Annotated in this window: 18 protein-coding genes, 2 tRNA genes and 2 pseudogenes; 4 read left to right on the top strand and 18 right to left on the bottom strand. The window is 71.9% G+C overall.

The features are described 5' to 3' along the window. Positions 1 to 58 precede the first annotated feature (58 nt). Positions 59 to 538, bottom strand: coding sequence for an ATP-binding protein (locus tag AB0G59_RS10365; RefSeq protein WP_360909939.1), 480 nt, complete (start codon positions 536 to 538; stop codon positions 59 to 61). 265 nt (positions 539 to 803) lie between these two features. Here AB0G59_RS10365 and AB0G59_RS10360 point away from each other — a divergent pair, with 265 nt between their 5' ends. Both AB0G59_RS10360 and AB0G59_RS10355 read left to right on the top strand, forming a co-directional pair. Next, positions 804 to 1,667, top strand: coding sequence for a helix-turn-helix transcriptional regulator (locus AB0G59_RS10360; RefSeq protein WP_360909937.1), 864 nt, complete (start codon positions 804 to 806; stop codon positions 1,665 to 1,667). Beyond that, positions 1,664 to 1,894, top strand: a complete 231-nt coding sequence (locus AB0G59_RS10355) for a DUF397 domain-containing protein (RefSeq protein ID WP_360909935.1) — start codon at positions 1,664 to 1,666, stop codon at positions 1,892 to 1,894. The genes AB0G59_RS10360 and AB0G59_RS10355 overlap by 4 nt, the downstream gene beginning before the upstream one ends. Positions 1,895 to 2,040: 146 nt before the next feature. On the opposite strand, the gene AB0G59_RS10350 is transcribed toward AB0G59_RS10355, so the two are convergent. The 9 genes and pseudogenes from AB0G59_RS10350 to leuS form a co-directional block, all read right to left on the bottom strand. Further along, on the bottom strand, positions 2,041 to 2,496 hold the full coding sequence (locus tag AB0G59_RS10350) for a hypothetical protein (protein WP_360909933.1): 456 nt from the start codon (positions 2,494 to 2,496) through the stop codon (positions 2,041 to 2,043). Next, positions 2,493 to 4,589, bottom strand: coding sequence for an integrase (locus AB0G59_RS10345; RefSeq protein ID WP_360909931.1), 2,097 nt, complete (start codon positions 4,587 to 4,589; stop codon positions 2,493 to 2,495). Before AB0G59_RS10345 ends, AB0G59_RS10350 begins: the two co-directional genes overlap by 4 nt. Continuing rightward, positions 4,586 to 6,337, bottom strand: a complete 1,752-nt coding sequence (locus AB0G59_RS10340; protein WP_360909929.1) for a hypothetical protein — start codon at positions 6,335 to 6,337, stop codon at positions 4,586 to 4,588. Before AB0G59_RS10340 ends, AB0G59_RS10345 begins: the two co-directional genes overlap by 4 nt. Further along, complete coding sequence (locus AB0G59_RS10335; RefSeq protein ID WP_360910020.1) at positions 6,334 to 7,782, bottom strand: site-specific integrase; 1,449 nt, start codon at positions 7,780 to 7,782, stop codon at positions 6,334 to 6,336. The genes AB0G59_RS10340 and AB0G59_RS10335 overlap by 4 nt, the downstream gene beginning before the upstream one ends. Before the next feature lie 157 nt (positions 7,783 to 7,939). Further along, a pseudogene (locus tag AB0G59_RS10330) lies at positions 7,940 to 9,604 on the bottom strand (ComEC/Rec2 family competence protein); the annotation flags it as partial. Between the two features lie 113 nt (positions 9,605 to 9,717). After that, complete coding sequence (locus tag AB0G59_RS10325; protein ID WP_360909927.1) at positions 9,718 to 10,536, bottom strand: ComEA family DNA-binding protein; 819 nt, start codon at positions 10,534 to 10,536, stop codon at positions 9,718 to 9,720. A gap of 174 nt (positions 10,537 to 10,710) precedes the next feature. Next, positions 10,711 to 11,556, bottom strand: coding sequence for a DegV family protein (locus AB0G59_RS10320; protein ID WP_360909925.1), 846 nt, complete (start codon positions 11,554 to 11,556; stop codon positions 10,711 to 10,713). 69 nt (positions 11,557 to 11,625) lie between these two features. Next, positions 11,626 to 12,390 carry a hypothetical protein gene (locus AB0G59_RS10315; RefSeq protein ID WP_360909923.1) on the bottom strand — a complete coding sequence of 255 codons (765 nt, stop codon included), beginning with the start codon at positions 12,388 to 12,390 and terminating at the stop codon, positions 11,626 to 11,628. Between the two features lie 151 nt (positions 12,391 to 12,541). Next, positions 12,542 to 15,391: a leucine--tRNA ligase gene (leuS, locus tag AB0G59_RS10310; RefSeq protein WP_360909921.1), complete on the bottom strand. Its 2,850-nt coding sequence runs from the start codon at positions 15,389 to 15,391 to the stop codon at positions 12,542 to 12,544. A gap of 321 nt (positions 15,392 to 15,712) precedes the next feature. Here leuS and AB0G59_RS10305 point away from each other — a divergent pair. Together AB0G59_RS10305 and AB0G59_RS10300 are read left to right on the top strand one after the other, a co-directional pair. After that, positions 15,713 to 16,228 (top strand): annotated as a pseudogene (locus AB0G59_RS10305) (hypothetical protein); the annotation flags it as partial. 191 nt (positions 16,229 to 16,419) lie between these two features. Beyond that, complete coding sequence (locus AB0G59_RS10300; RefSeq protein WP_360909919.1) at positions 16,420 to 17,922, top strand: NADH-ubiquinone oxidoreductase-F iron-sulfur binding region domain-containing protein; 1,503 nt, start codon at positions 16,420 to 16,422, stop codon at positions 17,920 to 17,922. Between the two features lie 65 nt (positions 17,923 to 17,987). Here AB0G59_RS10300 and AB0G59_RS10295 read toward each other — a convergent pair. The 8 genes from AB0G59_RS10295 to AB0G59_RS10260 form a co-directional block, all read right to left on the bottom strand. Further along, positions 17,988 to 18,060, bottom strand: a tRNA-Ala gene (locus tag AB0G59_RS10295). 145 nt (positions 18,061 to 18,205) lie between these two features. Beyond that, on the bottom strand, positions 18,206 to 18,439 hold the full coding sequence (locus tag AB0G59_RS10290; protein WP_071963321.1) for a hypothetical protein: 234 nt from the start codon (positions 18,437 to 18,439) through the stop codon (positions 18,206 to 18,208). Positions 18,440 to 18,565: 126 nt separating this feature from the next. Continuing rightward, positions 18,566 to 18,638 (bottom strand) — tRNA-Ala (locus AB0G59_RS10285). Positions 18,639 to 18,753: 115 nt separating this feature from the next. Continuing rightward, positions 18,754 to 19,407, bottom strand: coding sequence for a histidine phosphatase family protein (locus tag AB0G59_RS10280; RefSeq protein ID WP_071963369.1), 654 nt, complete (start codon positions 19,405 to 19,407; stop codon positions 18,754 to 18,756). Then, positions 19,404 to 19,838, bottom strand: a complete 435-nt coding sequence (gene rsfS / locus AB0G59_RS10275; protein ID WP_071963320.1) for a ribosome silencing factor — start codon at positions 19,836 to 19,838, stop codon at positions 19,404 to 19,406. Before rsfS ends, AB0G59_RS10280 begins: the two co-directional genes overlap by 4 nt. Before the next feature lie 144 nt (positions 19,839 to 19,982). Then, a complete protein-coding gene (locus AB0G59_RS10270) occupies positions 19,983 to 21,632 on the bottom strand; it encodes an LCP family protein (RefSeq protein WP_360909917.1) in 1,650 nt (549 codons plus the stop codon). Between the two features lie 47 nt (positions 21,633 to 21,679). Beyond that, a complete protein-coding gene (nadD, locus tag AB0G59_RS10265; RefSeq protein ID WP_360909915.1) occupies positions 21,680 to 22,291 on the bottom strand; it encodes a nicotinate-nucleotide adenylyltransferase in 612 nt (203 codons plus the stop codon). A gap of 55 nt (positions 22,292 to 22,346) precedes the next feature. Continuing rightward, the gene (locus AB0G59_RS10260; RefSeq protein ID WP_177337872.1) at positions 22,347 to 22,511 is read right to left on the bottom strand and encodes a hypothetical protein; all 165 of its coding nucleotides are present in this window, start codon (positions 22,509 to 22,511) and stop codon (positions 22,347 to 22,349) included. Positions 22,512 to 22,608 lie beyond the last annotated feature (97 nt).

Here is a 22,608-nt window from a genome sequence, read left to right as displayed (position 1 = left end):
TGCGGCTCGGCGGGCGGCGACGTCTCGGCGGGAACATGCCGCCGCCCACCGAAGCGATCTACAGCGGCAGCAGGACCGTGACGGTCTTGCCGCCCCCGTCCGGATCACGGGGGATGCTGGTTCTGCCGCCCGCCTGTGTGGCCAGGGCCTCCACCAGGTGCAGGCCCCAGCCCCCACTGCCGTCGAGGTGGGGGACCTCGCGGCGGCGGGGTATCCGCGGGTCGCGGTCGTGGACCGCGACCATCAGGTGCCGGCGATCCATGCCGAGGTGGACGTCCGCCCGGGCCGAGGCCCTGGCGGCATGGCGGACGGTGTTGGTGACCAGCTCGCTGACGGCGAGCACAGCGGTCTCCACCACCGCGGCCCCGGGCCGGAGGCCCCACAGACCGAGCTGGGCGGCGACTTCGCGGCGGGCGGCCGGCACGGCACCCGGGAGGGTCGGGACCCAGAAGTGCAGCGAGCGGTCCATCACCGCCGCCACATAGCCGTCGGCTTCGTCCTTCGGTCGTTCATGCCGTGGGCCTGGCACCGCGTGCATGGCCGGGCTCCTTCCGTCCGAGGCGGCATCCGCGCGCACACCAGCCACCGACGATCAGCGACAGCCGGGCTACGGATCGTGAAGCGCCCTCAGAATGGCCCCATGCACTTCTTCCACGCAAGTGCGTGGAGCAAGTGGGCATATGCCTGCCCAGGCAAGCTGCTATCCGGTGTCAAACTCCGGCGGGACGGTAGGAGTTGGCATCGCTAGGGCACACTTGCGTACGGCAACCTGCCGTTCGCGGGGGGCGCGTCAAGGAGGGGTGATGGCCACGGCCAGCGGACCGACCGTACGCAAGCGCCAGCTCGGAGCCGAGCTGCGAAGGCTGCGCGAAAGCGCGGGCAAGAGGATCGAGGACGTCGCCGAGCACCTGGAGTGTTCGATGTCGAAGATCAGCAGGGTGGAGACCGGACAGGCCCCGATCAAGGCCCGGGATGTGCGCGACCTCCTCGCCTGGTTCGGCGTCGAGGACCCCGCTCAGGTGGAGGCCGTGATGCAGATCCACAAGGACGCCCAGCAACAGGGCTGGTGGGCTCACTACGAGGAAGTCCTGCCGTCGGGCATGGCCACCTACGCCGGGCTGGAGTCCGATGCGGTCGCCCTGCGGGCCTACGAGCCGATATTCGTCCACGGGCTGCTGCAGACCGAGGACTACGCCAGAGCTGTCATCGCCGCGGTGCGGCCGGGTGAGCCCGAGGAGGTCGAGCGGCTGGTCCGCTTCCGCATGCAGCGCCAGGACCTGCTGACCCGCAAGCCCGATCCGCTGGAGCTGTGGGTGGTCGTCGAGGAGGCCGCCCTGCGGCGGCCGGTCGGCGGGAAGGAGGTGATGGCGGCCCAGATCAAGCACCTGATCCATGCCGCTGCCCTGCCGAACGTGACGATCCAGGTCATGCCGACGGCCAAGGGCGCCCACGCGGCCATGGCCGGGACGTTCGCGCTGCTGGAGTTCGGCGCGAAGGCGCCGACCGTGGTCTACGTCGATTCGATCGCCGGAAACGTGTACCTGGAGAAGGAACGTGATGTCCGCAAGTTCATCCAGACCTTCGACCTCGTACGAGCCGCGGGGCCTGATCCGCAGGAGACCCCCGCCGTCCTGGAGAACATCGCAAGAGAGATGGAGAAGACATGAGCACGAACGACAGGCAGCCGGCTCACGCAGTTGACCTGAGCGGCGCCTGCTGGCGCAAGAGCAGTTACAGCTCCGGCAATGGGGCGTGCGTCGAAGTCGCGAAGGCCGGTGGCATCGTCGCCGTCCGGGACTCCAAGGACCGCAGCGGCCCCGTCCTGCGGTTCCAGCCCGATGCGTGGGCTTCCTTCCTCGGCGGTGCAGCCGAGGAAGGAGCCACCCACGTCTGACCGGCACACATCTGCCGGCGGCAGTGAGAGCAGGCCGGTCCGAACGAGACACAGTCGCTCGGACCGGCCGTCAGGAATCACCTGTGCCCCGTCACGGTGGCCGTCAACCTCCCAGTGGCCCCGGCTCGCACAGACGCTGACGCAGTTCAGTCACTCATCGGAGACACCTGGGAAGGGCCCTGATGGGGCACCCTCGGCCTGGGCCGCGTGGGCAGGGACCGCACCCTCGAGTCCGGAGTGGCAAGCTGCTGACGCAGCTGCCGGTTCTCCATCTGTGCCTGGTGCAAGGCGCCGACCAGGCTTTCGACGTCGGCCCGCAGCTGTTTGAGCTCCTCGGCGTCCGCGGCCCGCAGCTCCTTGAGTTTGGTCACCTGCTGGCGGAGCCGTTTCTCGCTGTCGGGGATGGCTCCCCGGGCACGGACCGTGTCGTAGAAGAGGTTCTTCAGGTCGAGGTGGCGCTGGGTGAGCGCGTTGCGGGGCACCTCGGCTTCCTGTGCGAGAGCCACGATGGTCAGGGCGCCGTTGGAGTGCTGGGGGGTGCCGGCCAGGATGCGTTCCATCGCCGCCTGGATGCGTTCGCGTTCGTCGGGGGCGGGGCTCATGAAGCATCCTCCTGGGTGGTGATGCGGTTGCGGTAGTGCTCATCGGCCGTGGCACGAAGGCGCGCGGCCCGCCGGCGGAAGCGGTCGGCGAGCGGAACAGGGAGAGCCTCGGAGGCGGCCTGCTTCTCCAGTGCCTCGGCCAGGCCGACGAGCTGGTCGGCGTGGTGGTCGGTCCGCGAGATGTTCCCGCAGGTCGGCTGGCAGCGGTCCAGGCTGGGCGCGTCCTGCTGGCCCTCGAGCCGGTGGCACAGGGCCTTGTCCCGGTTGTAGACGCACATCAGGTAGCTGCCGGGGCTGTCGTAGACGGCCAGCTGCGGGTTGTCCAGGATGTCCTTGGCCGCCTTCGTGCTCATGACGACACCGGTGAATGCCGGTGCCTGGACTGCGGCATTGATCGCCCGGCGGGCTGCAGGGCCGGAGATGCCGGCTCCTTCGGCCAGGTCGGCGTTGAGGGTGGCGAGCGTGTCGACCGTTGCCCGGGCGGTTTCGACGTCGAGGAGATCGTGGATGCCGTCCCGGCTCCTCGAGGCATAGCCGGCGCTGACCAGGGTGCGCAGGTGGCCGTACTGGATCGCCAGCGCCACCAGTCCGCCGGGGCGGCGGGCGATGTGCCAGGCCAGGGTGCGGCGGAACCTTTCGGTGCCCAGCGCTCCGTGCGGGTCGGCGGGGACCGCTTCGTGCGGCCGGTCCAGCCGGGCGGCCTGGGCGTTCGCCCAGGCCGCGAAGCTTTCCACCCGGTCGCTCATCGTGGCGTAGGTGATGGCCCCCGTGTAGCCGCGTCGCAGCGTGACATCGTGCTCTGCGCCGTCGAACAGCAGGGCACCGGGCGAAACGATCTTCTCCAGGACCCGGATCGCGGACACCACCGGTGCGATGGCGACCCAGGGCATCTCGCGCAGGACACCCTGGGACAGGTAGTTGCCGTCCTCGTCGGTGGCGGTCTTGTAGACGTTCCCGTGGATGAGGTGGGGACCGGATTTGGGGTCGGGGCAGCATCCGGTGCGCAAGCCGAGGACTTCCCCTGGGCGCATGCCTGTCAGGTAGGCCAGCACGATGAAGCACGCGGTGCCCAGGTGGCGCATCAGGCTGTCGGTCTCGTCGAAGTCGATCGCCTCGGTCCAGGCGCGGCCGTCGATACGGCCGGTGATCTTGAGCGGCAGCGGGCTGGGGCCCAAGTGGTCCCGCACGTAGGTCTTCCGGTAGGTCTGCCGGAGCAGGGCGATGACCTGCAGCGGTGAGGCGCCTGTCAGAGCCGAGATGTAGGGCGTGCAGGACGCCCGCCGGCCCGACCGTATCCAGCTGGGGACGCTCTCGCCGCGATCGCGGATGCCGTCGATGTACTCCTTGAGGCGGGCCAGGCTCAGCGGGGTGGCGACCGTGGCCTCGGCGCGACGGGTCATCTCCCCGGCCATCTGCGAGGCCGCCAGGATGTCCTCGGCGAAGTCGTCGACCATGCGCAGGGCCCAGATGAGCAAGGGGCCCATGGTGGCCGCGGTGATCGGTTCCGTGGCGTTCTCGCCTCGGGGTGTCGCCGCCGGCAGGAAGTCATCGACCCCTTCCCAGTTCCAGGGAGGCTCCCCGATCCCCAGCGGCATGACGTCATAGGCGTCGAAGGCCCACAGACGCGTGACCGCGACCAGGAACGAGCCCGCGTACTCCCGCGATCTGGGCGTGCGCAGATTGTCCTGCCCGTACTCGCGCAAGATCTCCGATGTGCAGTCGGCCAGTGTGGTGATGCCGCGCTTGACCAGCCACTCGGCCAGGGCCCGCCACCGCATGAGGGTCGCGTAGAGCTTGGCGCTGCTCTGGCGGGTTCTCCAGGTCGGGCTCCGGCCGATCATGAACTCATCGGGCAGCGGCCGGTTGATCATGGCCCAGGCCAGATAGCGCATCTCTTCCCGCAGCTCGGCGGGGAAAGTGTCCCAGTGGATCTGGCACCGGTTGGCGCTCGGGTTGGCGTTGAGCGCCATCAGCGGCCAGACACGGTCGCCGTAGCAGGCGTTGGGCTCCCTCGCATCGACGATCAGGACGGCGGAGATCACCGGCGTATCCGGCCCCGGCCGGCCAGTCAGGTACCAGGCAGCGACGGTCACAGGTCATAGCCTCCGTTCAGCAGGGCGTCGATGACCTCGCGGTCATCCGCGGTGACGTTCTCCAGGGCCCGCCGCCACAGGGCCGGCCCCAGGCGCCGTTTGAGGTCGTCCAGACGGGCATGGGGTTCGGCCCAGTCCGCGTCCCAGACCGCCGGGGGCACGACGCTGCGGAGCGCCTCCAAAGCGTGGTGGAGGTGGGCCAGCCGGGGGTGATGGACAGGGTGGACACGGGCATTGGGGCAGGCGGTGCAGAGCAGAAACGATGCGCCGCAACCGGTACCGGGCTCCGTGAACGGGCTGTTCTCGTAGTCCGCGCACCCAGCTGTGGCGGTCTGTTGTTCACCGTCGGCCGGGGCGTCGGTGAGCTGGGCCTGGAAGACGGTGCGGCGGGCTGCCTGAAGGGCATCGGTGGCCCCGTCGACGATCACCGGGATGGCGGCCTGCCGGGCCTGGGGTTCGGGGACGACGTAGACGCTGTCGTGCGTGTCCTGGCTGTTCTGGCCGGGCTCGCGCCGGTACACCACGTTCGCCGTCTTGCGGGCCCGGCGCATGACCGACCCGCTCGTGGGACCGAATTCCTCGCCCCAGTCCTCGAAGTCCTGCTTGGTCAGGCCCAGGCCGAACGGGCCCTCCCGGAGCAAGCCCTCACTGGCCTGCCAGTCCCGGCTGCGGGCCTCATGCCAGACCAGCAGCCGGTCCACCGTGCAGCCCACCGAGGCCAGATAGGCACGGGCGTGGGCCGTGGCCTCCAGGGCCTCCGTGATCAGCCGTCCCGGTGAATCAGCCCCGAAGTCGGCAAGGTTGCGGGTCTCAAAGTTGCTTGCGGTGCCCCGGCGCCGCTTCTCCAGCTCGACGCGGTAGACAGGAAAACGGCCCTCGCCCGACTCCGGCGTCGCCCGGGGCGTGCGGAGCTCCCCGATCGTGGTCGAGTTGAAGCCGTGCTCCGCCACCATCAGCACGCCGAGCGCAGCCGCCTCCCGCCGGCTGAGATAGAGACGCTGCCAGGTGTACCGACTGTTCTCGCCGCCCAGGGCCCGGGCATAGCGGAAGACCACACGCTGCCGGTTGTCCGTGCCCACGTAGCGCGGGACATGACCGGTACGGGCGAGGGAGTCCAGGGCCTCCCCGATCAGCCAGTTCTCCCTGTCCTGCCGGGCGACCGCGCCGTCGCGCCAGGCCCCCAGGAGCTGAGTGTTCTCCCGGATCCGCAGCAGCGCGGAGCGAAACGTCGTCCGGGCGGCCAGACGGATCTGCTGGAACTCCTCCGGCGCGAAGGCATGCTCCTTGACCTTGATGCGCGGCACCCGCTTGGCCATGGCCGCCCGTACCGGCTGGGAAAGCCGCGCATCCAGCTGCAGAAACCCCGCGACCGCAGTGATCTGCACGTATCCCATCGCCGTCTGCGGCCGACTCAGCTTCCAGGCCGTCCAGGTCGCGACAGTCAGATCCGGTATGTCCGCCGGTGGCTGAGGCTGACCTGCAAGGTACTGCGCGAACGCCCTCAGCAGGCCCCACATCTGGCTACTGGTGTCGTGGGCAGCCCAACCGCCACCCGGAGCGCACTTGGCCCCGAACAATCCGGCCACCGAATGCCGCATCGCCGGGGCGAACGGCAAGGCAGCGAAGTCGTATTCCTTGACTGAACCGGATTTGATCCGGTGCTTCACTACAAGGCCCGAATCAGACAGGACCTCCGGACGACGGTGGTCGGCCTCGGGCAGGGCCGCCTTACGGCCCCGCCGGCTCACGCCGTCTCCAACAGGGTCTCGAGGTCCTGGACGCCTTCGCTCTCCTGGGCGATGCGGGCCAGCAGCGAGGTGACCCGCTCGTCCGACGTCACCACGCCGCCCTCAGCGCGCGGCGCCGGATCGGCCATCAGCGCCCGGATCTGCAGGTCCGAGACGGGCGCCAGGTAGATCTTGCGGGTGAGCTCAATGTCCGCATGCCCCAGGAGGTCCTGCACCATCCGCCACGGATCGCCGTAAAGAAGACGGAAGTCCCGCCTCTCCTCGGGCGTCAGCCCCATCCGCACGTCCATCACGTGGTGCAGCACGACCAGCATGTAGAGGGCGAAGGAATGCCGGCACATGTGCGGCGTGCAAAACGGCGGCTCAGCCATCACGGAACCCAAAACCTCCTCACAGCGTTGCGAGGCATTACGGAAAACCCCCTCCCACGACTCCGGCTGGAACGGCAGTCCCTGCTCGTTCAGCCACAGCCACAACGGCTCTGGGCCCGCCGGTCCCTCGGTGAAATAGGTCATGCGCTCCTCAACCGGCGCGTCATTCAGGGCCGTCTTTCCCGCCACTCCGTTGCGGTCGACCCAGTGCAATACCCGCTTGCGGCGTCCCGTGACGTGCGTGACGAGCCGCATCTCTGCCAGGCGGTCGTATCGGCCCAGGGCCTGGGCGCGCCGGATCACGCGAGCTCGCAGCGACTCCACGTAGTTATCCACCTCGCCGACCACTGGCGCCGCGACGTAGTAGGTACGGGCCCTCTTGGACTTCGTCACAGCCCGGGCCAGGCGCCCGGGGTAGTAGCTGCCCCCGTCAAGCCGCAGGCTCGGCACCTCAAGCGTCAGCAAGGAAGCGCCTTCCGTCAGGCGCACTCCCGAAGAGAACAGCAGATCGGCGAAGGCGACGTTGCGGGCTTCCAGTCGGCCCGGCCATCGCGGCGAGGGGAAGCCCGCCGCCGTGTGCCCACGCAATCCGACATCCACCCACAGCCGGAACATCCGTGGCGTCAGCCAGTGCACGTCACTGGACTTCGCTTCCTTGGCCCGGGCTTCCGGGACCTGAACCACGGCGCCGTGATAGCCGACCACAGAATGCATCGCAATCGGATTGGTCGTCATGTTCTCGGTGGCGACCGCCCATTTATAGAGGCGGGTCAGTGCCGCCAGGCCGCGATTCCATCGGGCAGCACCCACTTTGTGGGGATTGCGCGGTGAACGTGTCCGCCAGTCCTCGAAATCCCAAACGTCATCTGCCGTTGCCTCATCCCACACCTTGCCCCGCGACCAGAGGAAGTCGAAGAAAATGACGTAGTCATCGGTGTAGTTCCGCTTGGTCTCAGCCCCCAGCCGAGCAAAGGAAGACCGGCACAGGTACAAGCTCAACAGCTCATCAACCTGATAGTCCGGCGACAGCAGAATCGGATCGCCGACATGGATCCCCGTACGGTCCTCCCGCACCGCCAAGTCTCCCAACCCCACCAAAACGGGCAATCTTCCCGGATCCACAACCCGGCTCTTCGGTACCCAAAAGACGCGCCAGCCAGTCAATGAAACCCCTCCCACGCCAGCTTCAACACGCCAATTCAACAGGGAAGATTGCGCACGCGACCATCCGCCAGTCGGGTGGCGGCCAACCCGTGACGGCCCGCGTCAACGGCACCGGACGGACGATCGCGAGCAGCAGGAGCAGTACGCAGCCCGCACAGGCCCAGGGGCGGCGCAGCACGGGACGAGCGGCGAACACGACGACAGCCGTGACGGCCGCCAGCGCCAGCCCGCCGGCCGGGCCGCCCGGCCAGTCGAGCTCCGCCCCGGGCAACCCCGCCCCCGTCCGGGCCACGGTGGCCGTCCAGGAAGCGGGCCAGCCGGCCAGCCACGCGAGGCCCTCCGCGACGGGCGGCGCCACAGGAGCGACGGCCAGTGCGGCGAAGCCCAGGACGGTGGCGGGGGCGACCGCGGGCTCGGCGAGGAGGTTGCAGGGCACCGCGACCAGGCTCACCCGGGCCGCCAGCACCGCGAGCACCGGCGCGCACACCGCCTGCGCCGCGCCCGTCGCGGCGAGGGCCTCCGCGAGCCGGGGCGGCATCCCGCGCCGCCGCAGCGCCGCACTCCAGCGCGGGGCGAGCGTCAGCAGGGCTCCGGTGGCCAGGACCGAGAGCAGGAACCCATAGCTGCGGGCCAGCCACGGGTCGAGGAGCACCAGCAGCAGTGTGGCCGCCGCGAGGGCGGGCAGCAGGCTCCGGCGCCGTCCCGTGCCGATCGCCAGCAAGGTGATCAGGCCGCACACGGCGGCCCGCAGCACGCTCGGATCGGGCCGGCACACGACCACGAACCCGAGCGCGACCACACCCCCCAGCACCGCGGTCAGCCGCAGCGGAATGCCCAGCCGCGCGGCGAGCCCCCGGCGCTCGGCACGCGAGGCGAGGTGCGGCGGCCCGATGAGGAGGACGAGGAGGACCGTGAAGTTCCCCCCTGACACGGCCAGAAGGTGCGTCAGGTCCGTGGCGCGGAACGCCTCGTCGAGATCCGGCGGAACGCGGGAGGTGTCCCCCACGACCAGCCCCGGCAGCAGCGCCCGGGCGTCCGGGTCCAGTCCGTCCGTGGCGGCCCGCAGGCCCGCGCGCAGCCTGCCCGCCGCGCGCTGCAGCGTGGAGGGCCCGCCGACGACCTGCGGCGGCTCCTGGCCGTCGACCCGCACGACGGCCGCGACGCGGTCCCCGTCCCGCACCGGCGGCGCCAGCCGTCCCTCGACTCGCAGCCGGGTCGACGGCAGCAGCCCCAGCCAGGATTGACCGGCGATCAGCAGGACCGGCGTGCGGACCTTCGTGCGTGCCCCGGTCCCGCCTGGGGCGGGGAGGACGTCCGTCGCCTCCGCCTCCACGACGACGGCGGGCGCGGTGCGGACCGAGCCGCGCACCTTCTGCCGCGTGGCCCGCGGGTCCCCGGTGACCGTCACCTCCACGGTGGCCCGCTCGTACCGCCGCGCCAGCTCCGGCAGGGGCCCGCGCCGCGTGTCGGCCCCCGCCAGGGCGCCGGCCGCCGCTCCGGCCGAGGCGCACAGCAGCGCCGCCGCCACCGCGACCGCCACCCCGGCGGTACGGGCGCCCAGCCCCCTCGCGACGCCGTCCCGCCCGCCCGCGGCGCGGCGCACGACGGCCAGCAGCACACAGGCCACGGCCACGGCTCCGGCACAGGCGAGGGCGACGTCCCAACCGTCGGCCGTCAGGGCGGCCGCCGCCGCTGCCCACGCGGCGAGCGCGGGGACGACCAGCCGCAGATCGGCCGCCCGGCCCTCGGCTCCGCCTCCCGCCGGCGGACCGTCGCCCGCATCCCCGCCGTCGGCGCCGCCCCCGCCCCCGCTTTCTCCCCGCGTGAACCGCCCCGCCGCCTGCCTCATGGCTGGACCAAAGGCTTGAGGTCCGTGAACCGGCGGGCGCCGATGCCGTTGACGTGCCGGAGGTCGGCGACGGACCGGAAGCCGCCGTGCCGAGTGCGGTAGTCGAGAATGTGCTGGGCGAGGACCGGGCCGACGCCCGGCAGGGCGTCAAGCTGCTCGAGCGTCGCCGAGTTGAGGCTGACCGGCCCGCCCGACGCCCCCGGACCGCCACGTGGGCCGCTCGCGCCCGCCGCCGCTCCACCAGCCCCGGACGGGCCTGACGGGCCCGGCACACCAGGAACACCTGGAAAACCCGGCACGCCCACCACGACCTGTTCCCCGTCAGTGAGCACCCGGGCCCGGTTGAGGCCGGTCGTATCGGCCCCCGGGCGGGCTCCCCCCGCCGCCTCCAGCGCGTCGGCGACCCGCGAACCGGCCGGCAAGTGCTGAACGCCGGGGCGCCGCACCTTGCCCGCCACGTCCACCACCACGGCCCGCGCGCTCGCCCCGACCGCCACCGTGGGAACCGCCGTGGGAACCGCCCTCGGCGCGGCGCCCACCGCCGCGGCGGGCCCTTCGCGCGCCGGCGGCCGTACCGTCTGCGGTCTTCCGGCCCAGAAGTGGTAGCCCGCGAAGGCGACCGCCGCCACCAGCACCACCGCCAGCGCGGCGAGCGTCCTCGGCTCGATGCCGCACCGCAGGTGCACCCACACCGGCAACCGGTCCCACAAGGCACCCCGCCAACCCCCGCGCACGGGCCTGGAGTCGGGAGCCGGCGCGGCGGCCACCCGCTCGCGCAGGGAACCGAAGTCCCGGGCGAGCGAGGAAGCCCCCACGGATGTCACGCCATGTGATCGAGCAGTCATGGCACGTGACCGTAGACGTGTTCGGCCCACCCCGCTGAGGCAGCCTGATTTCCGTGGATAACCGGCCGGTTGTGGAAAACTCCGTCACCCGTCAGGGGCAAGGAACGCCCAACGCGCCCAAAAAACTCAGCGCACCCAGCCGCCCTACCTGGGCGAGACCACCACACCCAGCAGCCCCGGCCCCGTGTGCGCCCCGATGACCGCGCCCACCTCGCTCACATGCAGGTCGGCCAGCCCCGGCACCCGTTCCCGCAGCCGCTCGGCGAGCAGGGCGGCGCGGTCGGGGGCGGCCAGGTGATGGACGGCGACGTCGACGGGCGCGGTGCCCGCCCGCTCGACAGCGATCTCCTCCAGGCGGGCGATGGCCTTGGACGCGGTGCGGACCTTCTCGCGCAGCTCGATGCGGCCGTCCTCCAGCTGCAGCAGCGGTTTGACGGCGAGCGCCGAGCCCAGCAGCGCCTGTGCGGCGCCGATACGGCCACCGCGCCGCAGGTAGTCGAGGGTGTCGACGTAGAAGTACGCGGCAGTGCCCTGGGCGCGTTTCTGCGCCGCGGCCACCGCCTCGTCCAGCGTGCCGCCGGCCTGCGCCGTCTCCGCGGCGGCCAGCGCGCAGAACCCCAGGGCCATGGCCACCATGCCCGTGTCCACGGCCCTGACCGGGACGGGCGCCTCCCGGGCCGCGAGCACGGCCGCGTCGTACGTACCGGAGAGCTCGGCGGACAGGTGCAGGGACACGATGCCCTCGGCACCGGCCGCGGCGGCCGCGCGGTAGGCCGCGGCGAAGACTTCGGGGCCTGGGCGGGACGTGGTCACCGGCCTCCGCTTCTGCAGGGCCTGGGCCACCGACCGGGCCGAGATCTCGGTGCCCTCCTCCAGCGCCTCGCCGCCCAGGACGACCGTCAGCGGTACGGCGGTGATCCCGTGCCGCTCTCTCTCCTGTTGCGGCAGGTAGGCCGTGGAATCGGTGATGATCGCGACATGGCGGGACATGCACCGGAGGGTACCCGCCGGGCCGCCCCGACGGCAGTGCGAGCCTCCGCTTCCGGGCCCTCCCGGCTGTCAGGCCGTGCTTTCCGGACGCTTGGCCTTCTGCCAGGAGTACCCTGCCTGCCGCCAGGTATCCCGCCCGGTGATGGCGGCCCGCTCCGGCTCCCCGGCGGCCGCCGCGCCGGTCTGTGCCGACGCCTCACCGGAAGCCTTCGGGGCACCGCCCGACGCCCCGGGCTTCGCCCCGGCCCCCGACGCTGCCGCCGTTCCCGTACCGGCCACCGGCTCCGTTTCCGTCTCCCAGTGCCGCAGCGCGCCCGTCTCCATCCGGATCTGCTCGCTCAGCGCCGACAGGTCGTCGTCCGCGAACTGCCGCGCCCGGTCCTGCGCGGCCCACCGCAGCGAGTCCGCCGAGTGCGTGACGCGCTCCGTGCGCTCGCGCAGCTCCGGCAGGCGCGCGGCCACCCGGCCCTTGTCCGGCTCGGTCTCCAGCTTGCGCAGGTCATCGTCGATCTCGTGGGCATGGGCGCTGAGCCGCTCGAAGAGGGCCAGGGACTCCGACAGGGAGGCATCCTCCGGCAGGGCCGCGCGCAGCACGTCCTGGGTGGCGCGCATCGACGTGCGCAGGGACAGCCGCAGCTGTGCGACCTCGCCGCCCGGGCCCGGCTGGACGTACTGCCTGGCCTTGAGCCGCGTGTCCTCGACCGTGCGCCGCGCCTGGGTGACCGTGCGGTCGACGCCGCGCTTGACCGCCCGCACCGTCCTGACCGCGGCGATCACCGCGAACGCGACGAGGATCGCAAAGATCACGGCGAAGATCGCGGCGGCGGCGTCCATATGCGCTCCTCCAGAGGCCCGGGCGGGCCCGGCACGTCAATGGCAGGGTCCGTCCCCACCCCTCCACCGTAAACGCAACGGGCAGGCCGAGGGTTCCGGAGGAACCCCCAACCTGCCCGTAGGGACAAACCCCTAGCTCATGCGCGAGCCACTACGCCGGAACGATGTTCACCAGCTTCGGCGCCCGCACGATCACCTTGCGGATGCCCGCGCCGGCCAGCGCCGCCACGACCGCCGGGTCGGCCAGGGCCACCTTCTCCAGCTCCTCGTCGGAGATCGACGGGGGCACCTCCAGGCGGGCCTTGACCTTGCCCTTGATCTGGACGACGCAGGTCACGGCCTCGTCGACCAGGTAGGCCGGGTCGGCCACGGGGAAGTCCCGGTGCACGACCGAGTCGGTGTGGCCGAGCTTGCGCCACAGCTCCTCGGCGATGTGCGGGGCCAGCGGCGCGAAGAGCAGCACCAGCGGCTCGGCGACGGACCGGGGCACCTCGCGCAGCTTGGTGACGTGGTTGTTCAGCTCGGTCACCTTGGCGATGGCGGTGTTGAAGCGCAGGTTCGCCATGTCCTGGGAGATGCCGTCGACGGCCTTGTGCAGGGCGCGCAGCGTCGCCTCGTCGGGGTCGGCGTCGACGACGGTGACCTCGCCGGTGTTCTCGTCCACCACGTTGCGCCACAGGCGCTGCAGCAGCCGGTACTGGCCGATGACGGCGCGCGTGTCCCAGGGGCGGGAGACGTCCAGGGGGCCCATCGCCATCTCGTACAGGCGCAGCGTGTCCGCGCCGTACTCGGCGCAGATCTCGTCCGGCGTGACGGCGTTCTTCAGGGACTTGCCCATCTTGCCGAGCAGCCGGCTGACCTTCTCGCCCTGGTAGTAGTACGCGCCGTCGCGCTCCTCCACCTCGGCGGCCGGGACGGCGATGCCACGGCTGTCGCGGTAGACGTACGCCTGGATCATGCCCTGGTTGTAGAGCTTGTGGAACGGCTCGGCCGAGGAGATGTGGCCCAGGTCGAAGAGGACCTTGGACCAGAACCGGGCGTACAGCAGGTGCAGCACGGCGTGCTCGGCGCCGCCGACGTACAGGTCGACGCCACCGTGCGGCTGGCCCTCGCGCGGGCCCATCCAGTACTGCTCGGCGTCGGCGGAGACCAGGCGCTCGTCGTTGTGCGGGTCCAGGTAGCGCAGCTCGTACCAGCAGGAGCCGGCCCAGTTGGGCATGGTGTTGGTCTCGCGGCGGTAGCGCTTGACGCCGTCGCCGAGGTCCAGCTCGACGTTGACCCAGTCCTCGTTGCGCGAGAGCGGGGTCTCGGGCGAGGTGTCGGCGTCGTCCGGCTCGAACGTGCGCGGCGAGTAGTCCTCGACCTCGGGCAGCTCCAGCGGGAGCATCGACTCGGGCAGCGAGTGGGCGACGCCGTCCTCGTCGTAGACGATCGGGAAGGGCTCGCCCCAGTAGCGCTGGCGGCTGAACAGCCAGTCGCGCAGGCGGAAGTTGATGGTGCCTTCGCCGATGCCGCGCTCGGTCAGGTGGGCGATGACGGTGCGCTTGGCCTCGTCGACCTCCATGCCGTTGAGGTCGATCTCGTCGCCGGCGGAGTTGATCGCCGGGCCCTGGCCGCCGTACGCCTCGCCCTCCCAGCCCTCGGGGGGCTGGACGGTGCGAATGATGGGCAGGTCGAAGGCGGTGGCGAACTCCCAGTCGCGCTCGTCCTGGCCCGGGACGGCCATGATCGCGCCGGTGCCGTAGCCCATCAGGACGTAGTCGGCGACGAAGACGGGGACGCGCTCGCCGGTCAGCGGGTTGAGGGCGTACGCACCGGTGAAGACGCCGGTCTTGTCCTTGCCCTCGGTCTGGCGCTCGACGTCGGTCTTGGACTGCGCCTGCTTGCGGTAGGCGGCGACGGCGTCGGCCGGGGTGGACGCGCCCCCGGTCCAGATGTCCTTGGTGCCCTCGGGCCACTCGGCGGGCACGATGGCGTCGATCAGGTCGTGCTCGGGGGCCAGCACCATGTAGGTGGCGCCGAACAGGGTGTCGGGGCGCGTGGTGAAGACCGTGACCTTCGCCTCGGCGCCGTCCGCCACAGCGAAGTCGACGCGGGCGCCCTCGCTGCGGCCGATCCAGTTGCGCTGCTGCAGCTTGATGGCCTCGGGCCAGTCCAGGGCGTCCAGGTCGTCGATCAGGCGGTCCGCGTAGGCGGTGATCCGCATGTTCCACTGGCGCAGCTTGGACTTGAAGACGGGGAAGTTGCCGCGCTCGGAGCGGCCGTCGGAGGTGACCTCCTCGTTGGCCAGCACGGTGCCCAGGCCGGGGCACCAGTTCACGGGCGCGTCGGAGGCGTACGCCAGGCGGTACGTGCCCAGGACGTCCGAACGCTCGGCAGCGCTCAGCTCGCTCCACGCGCGCGTGCCCGCAACCTCACGCTGCCCGCTCTCGAACTCCTCGACCAGCTCACTGATCGGCCGGGCCTTCTTGGCGTCCGCGTCGTACCAGGAGTTGAAGATCTGCAGGAAGATCCACTGCGTCCACTTGTAGTACTCCGGGTCGATCGTCGCGAACGACCGGCGCTTGTCGTGGCCCAGACCCAGGCGGCGCAGCTGCGCCTTCATGTTGTCCATGTTGGCCTCGGTGGACACCCGGGGGTGCGTGCCGGTCTGCACCGCGTACTGCTCGGCGGGCAGGCCGAAGGCGTCGAAGCCGAGGGTGTGCAGGACGTTGTGGCCCGTCATGCGGTGGTAGCGCGCGTAGACGTCGGTGGCGATGTAGCCGAGCGGGTGGCCGACGTGCAGGCCCGCACCCGAGGGGTACGGGAACATGTCCATGATGAACTTCTTGGGCCGGGCGACGACGTCCGGGTCGCCCGCCAGCTCTCCGCTGGGGTTGGGCGCGGCGTACGTGCCGTCCGCGTCCCAGAAGTCCTGCCAGCGCGCCTCGATGTCAGCGGCCAGCGCGGCCGTGTAGCGGTGCGGGGCGGCCACTTCGGCGGCGGTGGGGGTCTCGCTCATCGTCCTCAAAGCTCCATCGATCGTCGTCTCTGCCTGCGGCTGCGATATTCCGGTCCTTCCGGGCTGGCCCCGGAAATGAAAAAGCCCCTCGCACAGGAGGGGACGCCGCGCCGATGCCGACCGGAAGTCACCGGTCGGTGCTGATCAGCGCGGCTCGCTAAGCAGGAGGCGTACGGCACGCATGGGGTCAGGTTACCGCAGCGGCGGAAGGTACCGCACCGAGGCAAGGGCCCCGCAGACGTTAGCAGCGGCACGCCGCCGCCCACCGGGGTTGCGCGAAGCGCGGCCGCCGCCGCGGCCCGCTGCCTAGCGTGCCGGGGCATGGACCTCCACCGCTTCCTCGACCAGACCGGTGGCGTGCTCGCCCTGGTCTCGCTGACCGCGACCGTCGTCTGGGGGCTCATCGCCACCGACCGGCTGGTCCTCGGCCCGCGCAGCCGGCTGCTCGCCCAGGCCGTGCACCGGGCGACCGCCGTCGGCGCGCTCGGCTTCCTGTTCGTCCACGTGGGCGTCAAGGTCACCGAGGCGCACGCCTCGGCCGGCGCCGCCCTGCTGCCGTTCTCCTCCGGCGTCCGGGGCCGCGACGGGCTGATCGCACTGGGGTCGCTCGCGGGCCATCTGATGGTGCTCGCCGCGGCGACCGGCGCCGGGCGCAGCGCCTTCGCCGGGCGCGGAAGCGCCGCCCACCGCTGGCGGGCGCTGCACGGCTGCGCCTACGCCGCCTGGTGCGCCGCCCTCCTGCACGGCCTCAACGCGGGGCGCGCCCCGGCGCGTTGGGTGACCCTCTGCTACGCGCTCTGCCTGGCGGCGGTGGCGGGCGCGCTCCTGTTACGCCTCGCGCTGGCGCGCCTCGCGCAGGGCCGCCGCGTACCGGACCACCGCATACGGGGCCGCCGCCGACGCCCCGAGGAGGCCGTCGCCGTCGCCCCACAGCCGGTCCGGGAGGCCCCCGTGCCACACGCCGGCACGGACCTCGCGCGGCCCCGTGCCGCCCACGGCGCGCCGGGCCGGCACCGGTGAGGGCCGCCGTGGCCGGCGGGCTGCCGGAGGTGCTCGCGCTCGGGCAGCCCCGCCTGACGGCCGGCTTCGAGGACGCCGGGCGCCTGGACCGGCGGGCGCACCTGGCCGTGCACGGCACGGCGCCCCGCCTGACCGAGGACGAGCTGATCCGGCTCGCGGAAGCGGTCGCCCTGCGCGGGCGCGGCGGCGCGGGCTTCCCGTTCGCGCGGAAGCTGCGCGCGGTGGGCGGCACGGCGCGGCGGCGCGGGGTCCGGCCCGCGGTGGTGGTCAACGGCTGTGAGGGCGAGCCCGCGTGCCGCAAGGACGCCGTCCTGCTCGAGCGCGCCCCGCACCTGGTGCTGGACGGCGCGCTGCTGGCCGCCGAGGCGCTCGGGGCCCGCAGGCTCGTGGTCGGGGTGACGCGACCGGGCACAGAAGCGTCGATGCGGGAAGCGCTCGCGGAGCGCGGTCTGGCCGACCGGCGCGGACGGGCGGTACGCGCTCGGGTCGTACGCCTGCCCGAGCGCATGGTCTCCGGTGAGTCGTCCGCCCTGCTGCGCGCCGCCGACGGCGGACCCGCGCTCCCGCCCGGCCGGCACCCGCGCGCCAGCGAGCAGGGCCTGGCCGGGCTGCCGACGCTGCTCTCCAACACCGAGACCTTCGCCCAACTCGCCCTCGCCGCCCGCCTGGGCGCCGCCCGCTACGCCACGGCCGGCACGCCGGACGAGCCGGGCACCGTCCTGCTCACCGTCTCCGGCGCGGTGCCTGGCCCGCGCGTGGTGGAGGCGCCGAGCGGCGTGGCGCTGCCGCACGTGCTGGCCCGGTGCGGGGCCGGGCAGTCGCCGCAGGGGGTGCTGGTCGGCGGCTATCACGGCGGCTGGCTGGACGCGCCGACGGCGGCGGGGGCGCTGCTGTCGCGGGACGCCCTGGCGGCGTGCGGCGCGAGCCTGGGCGCGGGCGCGGTGCTGCCGCTGCCCGACGACACCTGCCCGCTGGGCGAGGCGGTCCGCGTGGCGCACTGGCTGGCGGCCGAGTCGGCGGGCCAGTGCGGGCCCTGCCGGCTCGGCCTGCCGACGCTCGCGGGGGCGCTGGCGGACGTGGTGGCCGGCGGTGGGCGCGGCGCGCTGGAAGGTGTACGGGAGGCCGCGGGGGCCGTACGCGGCCGGGGGGCGTGCGCCCATCCGGACGGCTCGGCGCGCTTCGTGCTGAGCGCCCTGACGGCGTTCACGGACGATCTGGCGGCGCACGTCCTGGGCAGCGGCTGCGGGCGCCCCACGGCCGGCGTGCTGCCCCTGCCGACCCCGCCCGGCGCGGCGCCCGGCGAGGGGCGTTCGGAGCGGCTGGCGGTGGACTGGACGCTGTGCGAGGGGCACGGGCTGTGCGCGGGGCTGCTGCCCGAGCTCGTACGGATCGGACCGGACGGATTTCCCGTGCTGGCGGACACAGGGGTGCCCGAGCACCTTCGGGGGCGCGCGCAACGATCCGTACGCCGCTGTCCGGCGCTGGCGCTGCGCCTGGACCGCGGACAATGATCCGTAAACGACGGGAGGACAAACGATGAGAGGGCCGTCCTTGCGGACGACCCTCTCATCTTCTGTGGAGCTAAGGAGAATTGAACTCCTGACCTCCTGCATGCCATGCAGGCGCTCTACCAACTGAGCTATAGCCCCTTGTTTTGTTTTCCGCCCGGTTTTCCTTGCGGTCTCCCTGGCGACACGGATTACATTACACGGACCTCCCCCCCACTTGCCAAATCGGTTCGACCCCCCGACCGGGTCGCCCCGGTTTGACCGATTTTCAGGCCATCGCGAGGGGTCAGGCCGTCGCGAAGGAGTAGAACCTCTTCAGCGCGCAGTGCTCGTCGAGCAGCCGTCCGTAGATCGGCTCGCCCTCGAGCTCGCGGTAGGTCTCGATCGGGTCGCCTTTTATGATCAGCGCCCGCGCACACTCCACACACCAGTACTGGTATTCGGAGTTGAGCGGCTCCATGTCACGGACGATCGGCGTCCCGCTGCCGCACCAGTCGCACTTCCGGCTGTGAGCACCCATGGGTCAGCTCCAACCCCCTCCCCTTCGGCCCCGTCCGCTCCCGGCCGTCCGATTCTGCCACGGGACCACGCCGGAACAGCAACAATCCCGCCTCCCTGTGAGTGGGAGACGGGATCGTCCGAACTGTGGAGCTAAGGAGAATTGAACTCCTGACCTCCTGCATGCCATGCAGGCGCTCTACCAACTGAGCTATAGCCCCGCTGTTCTCGGTTCCCCCGGAAGTTTCCCTCCGCGTTCCCCGCGAACAAGAAGAACTTTAGCCTGTGACCTGCCCAGAAGTGAAATCGGGCCTCAGGGGCCACACGGCGGGCGCCTCAGTCGTCGTCGCCGAGGACCGGCTCGGGCAGCGTCCCGGCGTTGTGCTCCTGCAGCCGCCAGCCGCGCGCGCCCTCGCCCAGCACGGACCAGCAGCAGTTGGTGAGGCCGCCCAGGGCCTCCCAGGAGCGGGCCTCCAGGCCCAGCAGCCGGCCGATGGTGGTGCGGATCGTGCCGCCGTGGCTGACGACGACCAGGGTGCCGCCGTCGGGCAGCTTCTCGGCGTGGGACCGCACGACGGGCGCGGCCCGGTCGGCGACCTCGGTCTCCAGCTCGCCGCCGCCGCGGCGCACGGGCTCGCCGCGCTTCCACGCCGCGTACTGCTCGCCGTAGCGCTCGGAGATCTCCTCGTGGGTCAGGCCCTGCCAGGTGCCCGCGTAGGTCTCGCGCAGCTCGGGGTGGTGGGAGACCTCCAGGCCCGTGACGGCCGACAGCTCGGCGGCGGTGGCCGCGGCGCGCTTGAGGTCGGAGGCGACGATCGCGTCCGGCCGCAGCGCGGCCAGCAGCCGGGCGGCCCGGCGCGCCTGCGCGACGCCGGTGCCGGTCAGCTCGATGTCCGTGGTGCCCTGGAAGCGGCGCTCCACGTTCCATGCGGTCTGACCGTGCCGCCACAGCACGATCCGGCGGCCCCGGCCGCCCGGACGGCCGTTCAGCTCAGGTCCCCGTCCACCTCGGCCGCCTGCGCGCGGGCGTGCTCGTCGGCCTTGCCGCGGGTGGCGACGGCGTCGGCGGGCAGGTCGATCTCGGGGCAGTCCTTCCACAGCCGCTCCAGGGCGTAGAAGACCCGCTCCTCGCTGTGCTGGACGTGCACGACGATGTCGACGTAGTCCAGGAGCACCCAGCGGGCGTCACGGTCGCCCTCGCGGCGCACCGGCTTGACGCCGAGGTCCTTGAGCAGCCGCTCCTCGATCTCGTCGACGATCGACTTGACCTGGCGGTCGTTGGGGGCCGAGGCCAGCAGGAAGGCGTCGGTGATCGACAGCACGTCGCTGACGTCGTACGCGATGACATCGTGCGCGAGCTTGTCGGCGGCCGCCTGGGCAGCGGCCTGGATGAGCTCGATGGAGCGGTCAGTGGCGGTCACAAGCCATGCTTTCGTAAAGAGGGTCAGTACCTCTCAAGGGTCTCACGACCCGCCGACACCCCTCCTGGCCTTTTCCGCCCGCCCCAGGACCGCCCCGGGACCGCCCCGGCAGGGCCCCGGGCCGCCGGGGCGGCCCGCCTGCGCTCAGCTCTTGTAGTCCTTGCCCAGGACCACGGTGATGTCGGCGTTGCCCGCGCCGTCGCCCTTGCGCACGGCCCGCTCCGGCAGCCCCAGCGTCTTCGCGGCCTCCTTGGCCTCGGCCGCCCGGGCCTCGTCGGCGTAGACCACCGAGGAGGTCGCCTGAGCCGGGCCGGCCGAGCCGCCGTCGACGTAGGTGTAACCCCCGTTGACCAGCTTGACCTGCGCCGATCCGGTCGCCGCCGGGGTGCCTGTGGCGTTCTTCACGCTCACCCGGGGCGGTGCGTTCTTGTCGGTGTTCCTCACCGTGCCGCCCAGCACGTCCTTGACCACGCCGTCGGCCGCCCGCTCACCGAGCGTGCCGTCGGACTGCACGGGCAGGACGGCGGTGCCGTACGAGCCCTCCTTGGCCTTCTCGGCGAGGTGGGCCAGCGAGGCGCCCAGCTGCTGGACGGAGAGCGAGGGGTCGGGGATCTGGGCGAGCGACTCCACGGTCGTGGTGGCCGCCTTGGCGTCGCTGGACATCTTGCGCAGCACGCCCTGCATGACCTGGCCGAACCGCGCCAGCGGCTTGCCCTGGTCCTCGCCGGGGCCCCGGTAGGTGGCGTAGGCGACCGCCGTCTGGCCGCTCAGGCTCTGGCCCTTGCCCGGGCTCACCAGGGGGCGGTCGCCCTCCTTGGCGCCGGGGACGGCCGTGTCCGCGTCGACGGTGATGCCGCCGACCAGCTCGACGAGGTTCTCCAGATAGGGGGTGTCCAGCCGCCAGCTGCCCTTGATGTCGGCGCCGAGCAGGGTGTTCAGCGCGTCCCGGGTGCCGCCGGTGCCGGCCTCCTGGACGGCCTTGCCGAGGGTCGTGGCGCCGCCGCCCTCCTTGCCGAGGGCCAGCGCGTTCGGCAGCAGCACCGCCGTGGCCTTCTTGGTGGTCGCGTTGTCGACCAGCAGGGCCGTGGCGCTGTCGCCGCCCCGGGTCTGGCGCAGGTGCACGACGATGACGTCGCGCTTCTGCGCGCCGCTCACCGCCGCCGGGCCCTTCTTCTCCTCGCCGCCGGCCAGCAGGAACCAGCCGATGCCGCCGCCGAGCGCCAGGACCAGCACCACGGCGAGCGCGACGTAGCGGTTGCGGCCCTTGCGTTTGCGCTCGTCGCGCCGCTCGGTGCGGCTCTCGCTGAACTTCAGCCAGTCGATGACGTCCTCGGAGTCCTCGTCCGGCTCCTCGATGAAGGAGAACTGCTCGGTGCGGTAGTCCGGCGCCTCTCCCGCGGCCGGCCGGGGCTCGGGGACCCGCTGCCCGGTGCGGACCTGCGCGGCCGGCGGCTCCTCGTGCGCGGGCGGGCCCGCCTGCCGGGGGATCCACTCCTGCTGCTGGGTCTGCTGGGGCTGCTGGGGCTGGTCCTGGGGCGCGGGGTTCTGGGCGTACGGGTCGTAGGGGCCGTACGAGGGGTCGTACGCCTGCTGCCCGGCGGGCGGAGCCTGCTGGGCGTACGGGTCGTAGCCGTACGTCTGCTGTGTCTGCTGCGGAAGGGGCTGACCGTACTGGTCGTACACGCGCTCCGGGGCGTCCGGCCGGTACACCGGCTGCCCGTACGCGTCATAGCCGTGGACCTGCTGCTGCGGCGCGTACGGGTCGTGCGCGTACGGGTCCTGTCGGTCGTTCACCAGTGCCCCTCGATGCCCTCGAGCCGGAGTCGGCCCTCGCTCCGGTCTCAGCCGTCGTGACGGTACAGCCTGCGCTTGTCGATGTAGCGCACCACACCGTCGGGCACGAGGTACCAGACGGGCTCCCCCTGGGCGACGCGGGTGCGGCAGTCGGAGGAGGAGATGGCGAGGGCCGGGACCTCGACGAAGGAGACGCGGTCCTCGGGCAGCCCCGGGTTGGCCAGTATGTGACCGGGCCGGGTGACGCCGATGAAGTGGGCGAGCGAGAAGAGCTCCTCGGTGTCACGCCAGGTGAGGATCTGCGCCAGCGCGTCGGCGCCGGTGATGAAGAACAGGTCGGCGTTCTCGTTGAGGGCGTGCAGGTCCCGCAGCGTGTCCGTGGTGTAGGTCGGGCCGCCCCGGTCGATGTCGATGCGGCTGACCGAGAACTGCGGGTTGGAGGCAGTGGCGATCACCGTCATCAGATAGCGGTCCTCGGCCGGGGACACCTGCTTGTGGCTCTTCTGCCACGGCTGCCCGGTCGGCACGAAGACCACCTCGTCCAGGTGGAACTGCGAGGCCACTTCGCTCGCGGCGACCAGGTGTCCGTGGTGGACCGGGTCGAACGTCCCGCCCATCACTCCGAGCCGCCGCTTCGCGGGCCCTGTCTGCTCTCCCATGCGTGCAGACCCTACTGGGCTCCCCGACACGCCGAACCTCCAGGGACCGGCGGGATCAGCGGTCGCGGTTGAAGCGGGTGGTGATCCAGAGCAGGAGCAGCAGGATGACCAGGGCGGCGCCGCCGGTCATGTAGGGGCTGATGCTCTCGTGGGTGTCCACGTGGTGCTCGCCCTCGGAAGCGAGGGTGATCAGGGCGCTGTGGGCGGTGGTGAGGGTCACGTCGGCAGGACCTATCCGGGATGGGATCGGGTGGAGACTTCTGCCACATCGTATGCGGGCCCTTACGGCAAGCTCACGCCGACTCCGCGGCTCGGGC

Source organism: Streptomyces sp. NPDC021096 (assembly GCF_040641275.1).
Taxonomy (GTDB): domain Bacteria; phylum Actinomycetota; class Actinomycetes; order Streptomycetales; family Streptomycetaceae; genus Streptomyces.
Note: the sequence above shows the minus strand (reverse complement) of the source record. Positions and strands in the feature narration are given on the sequence as shown.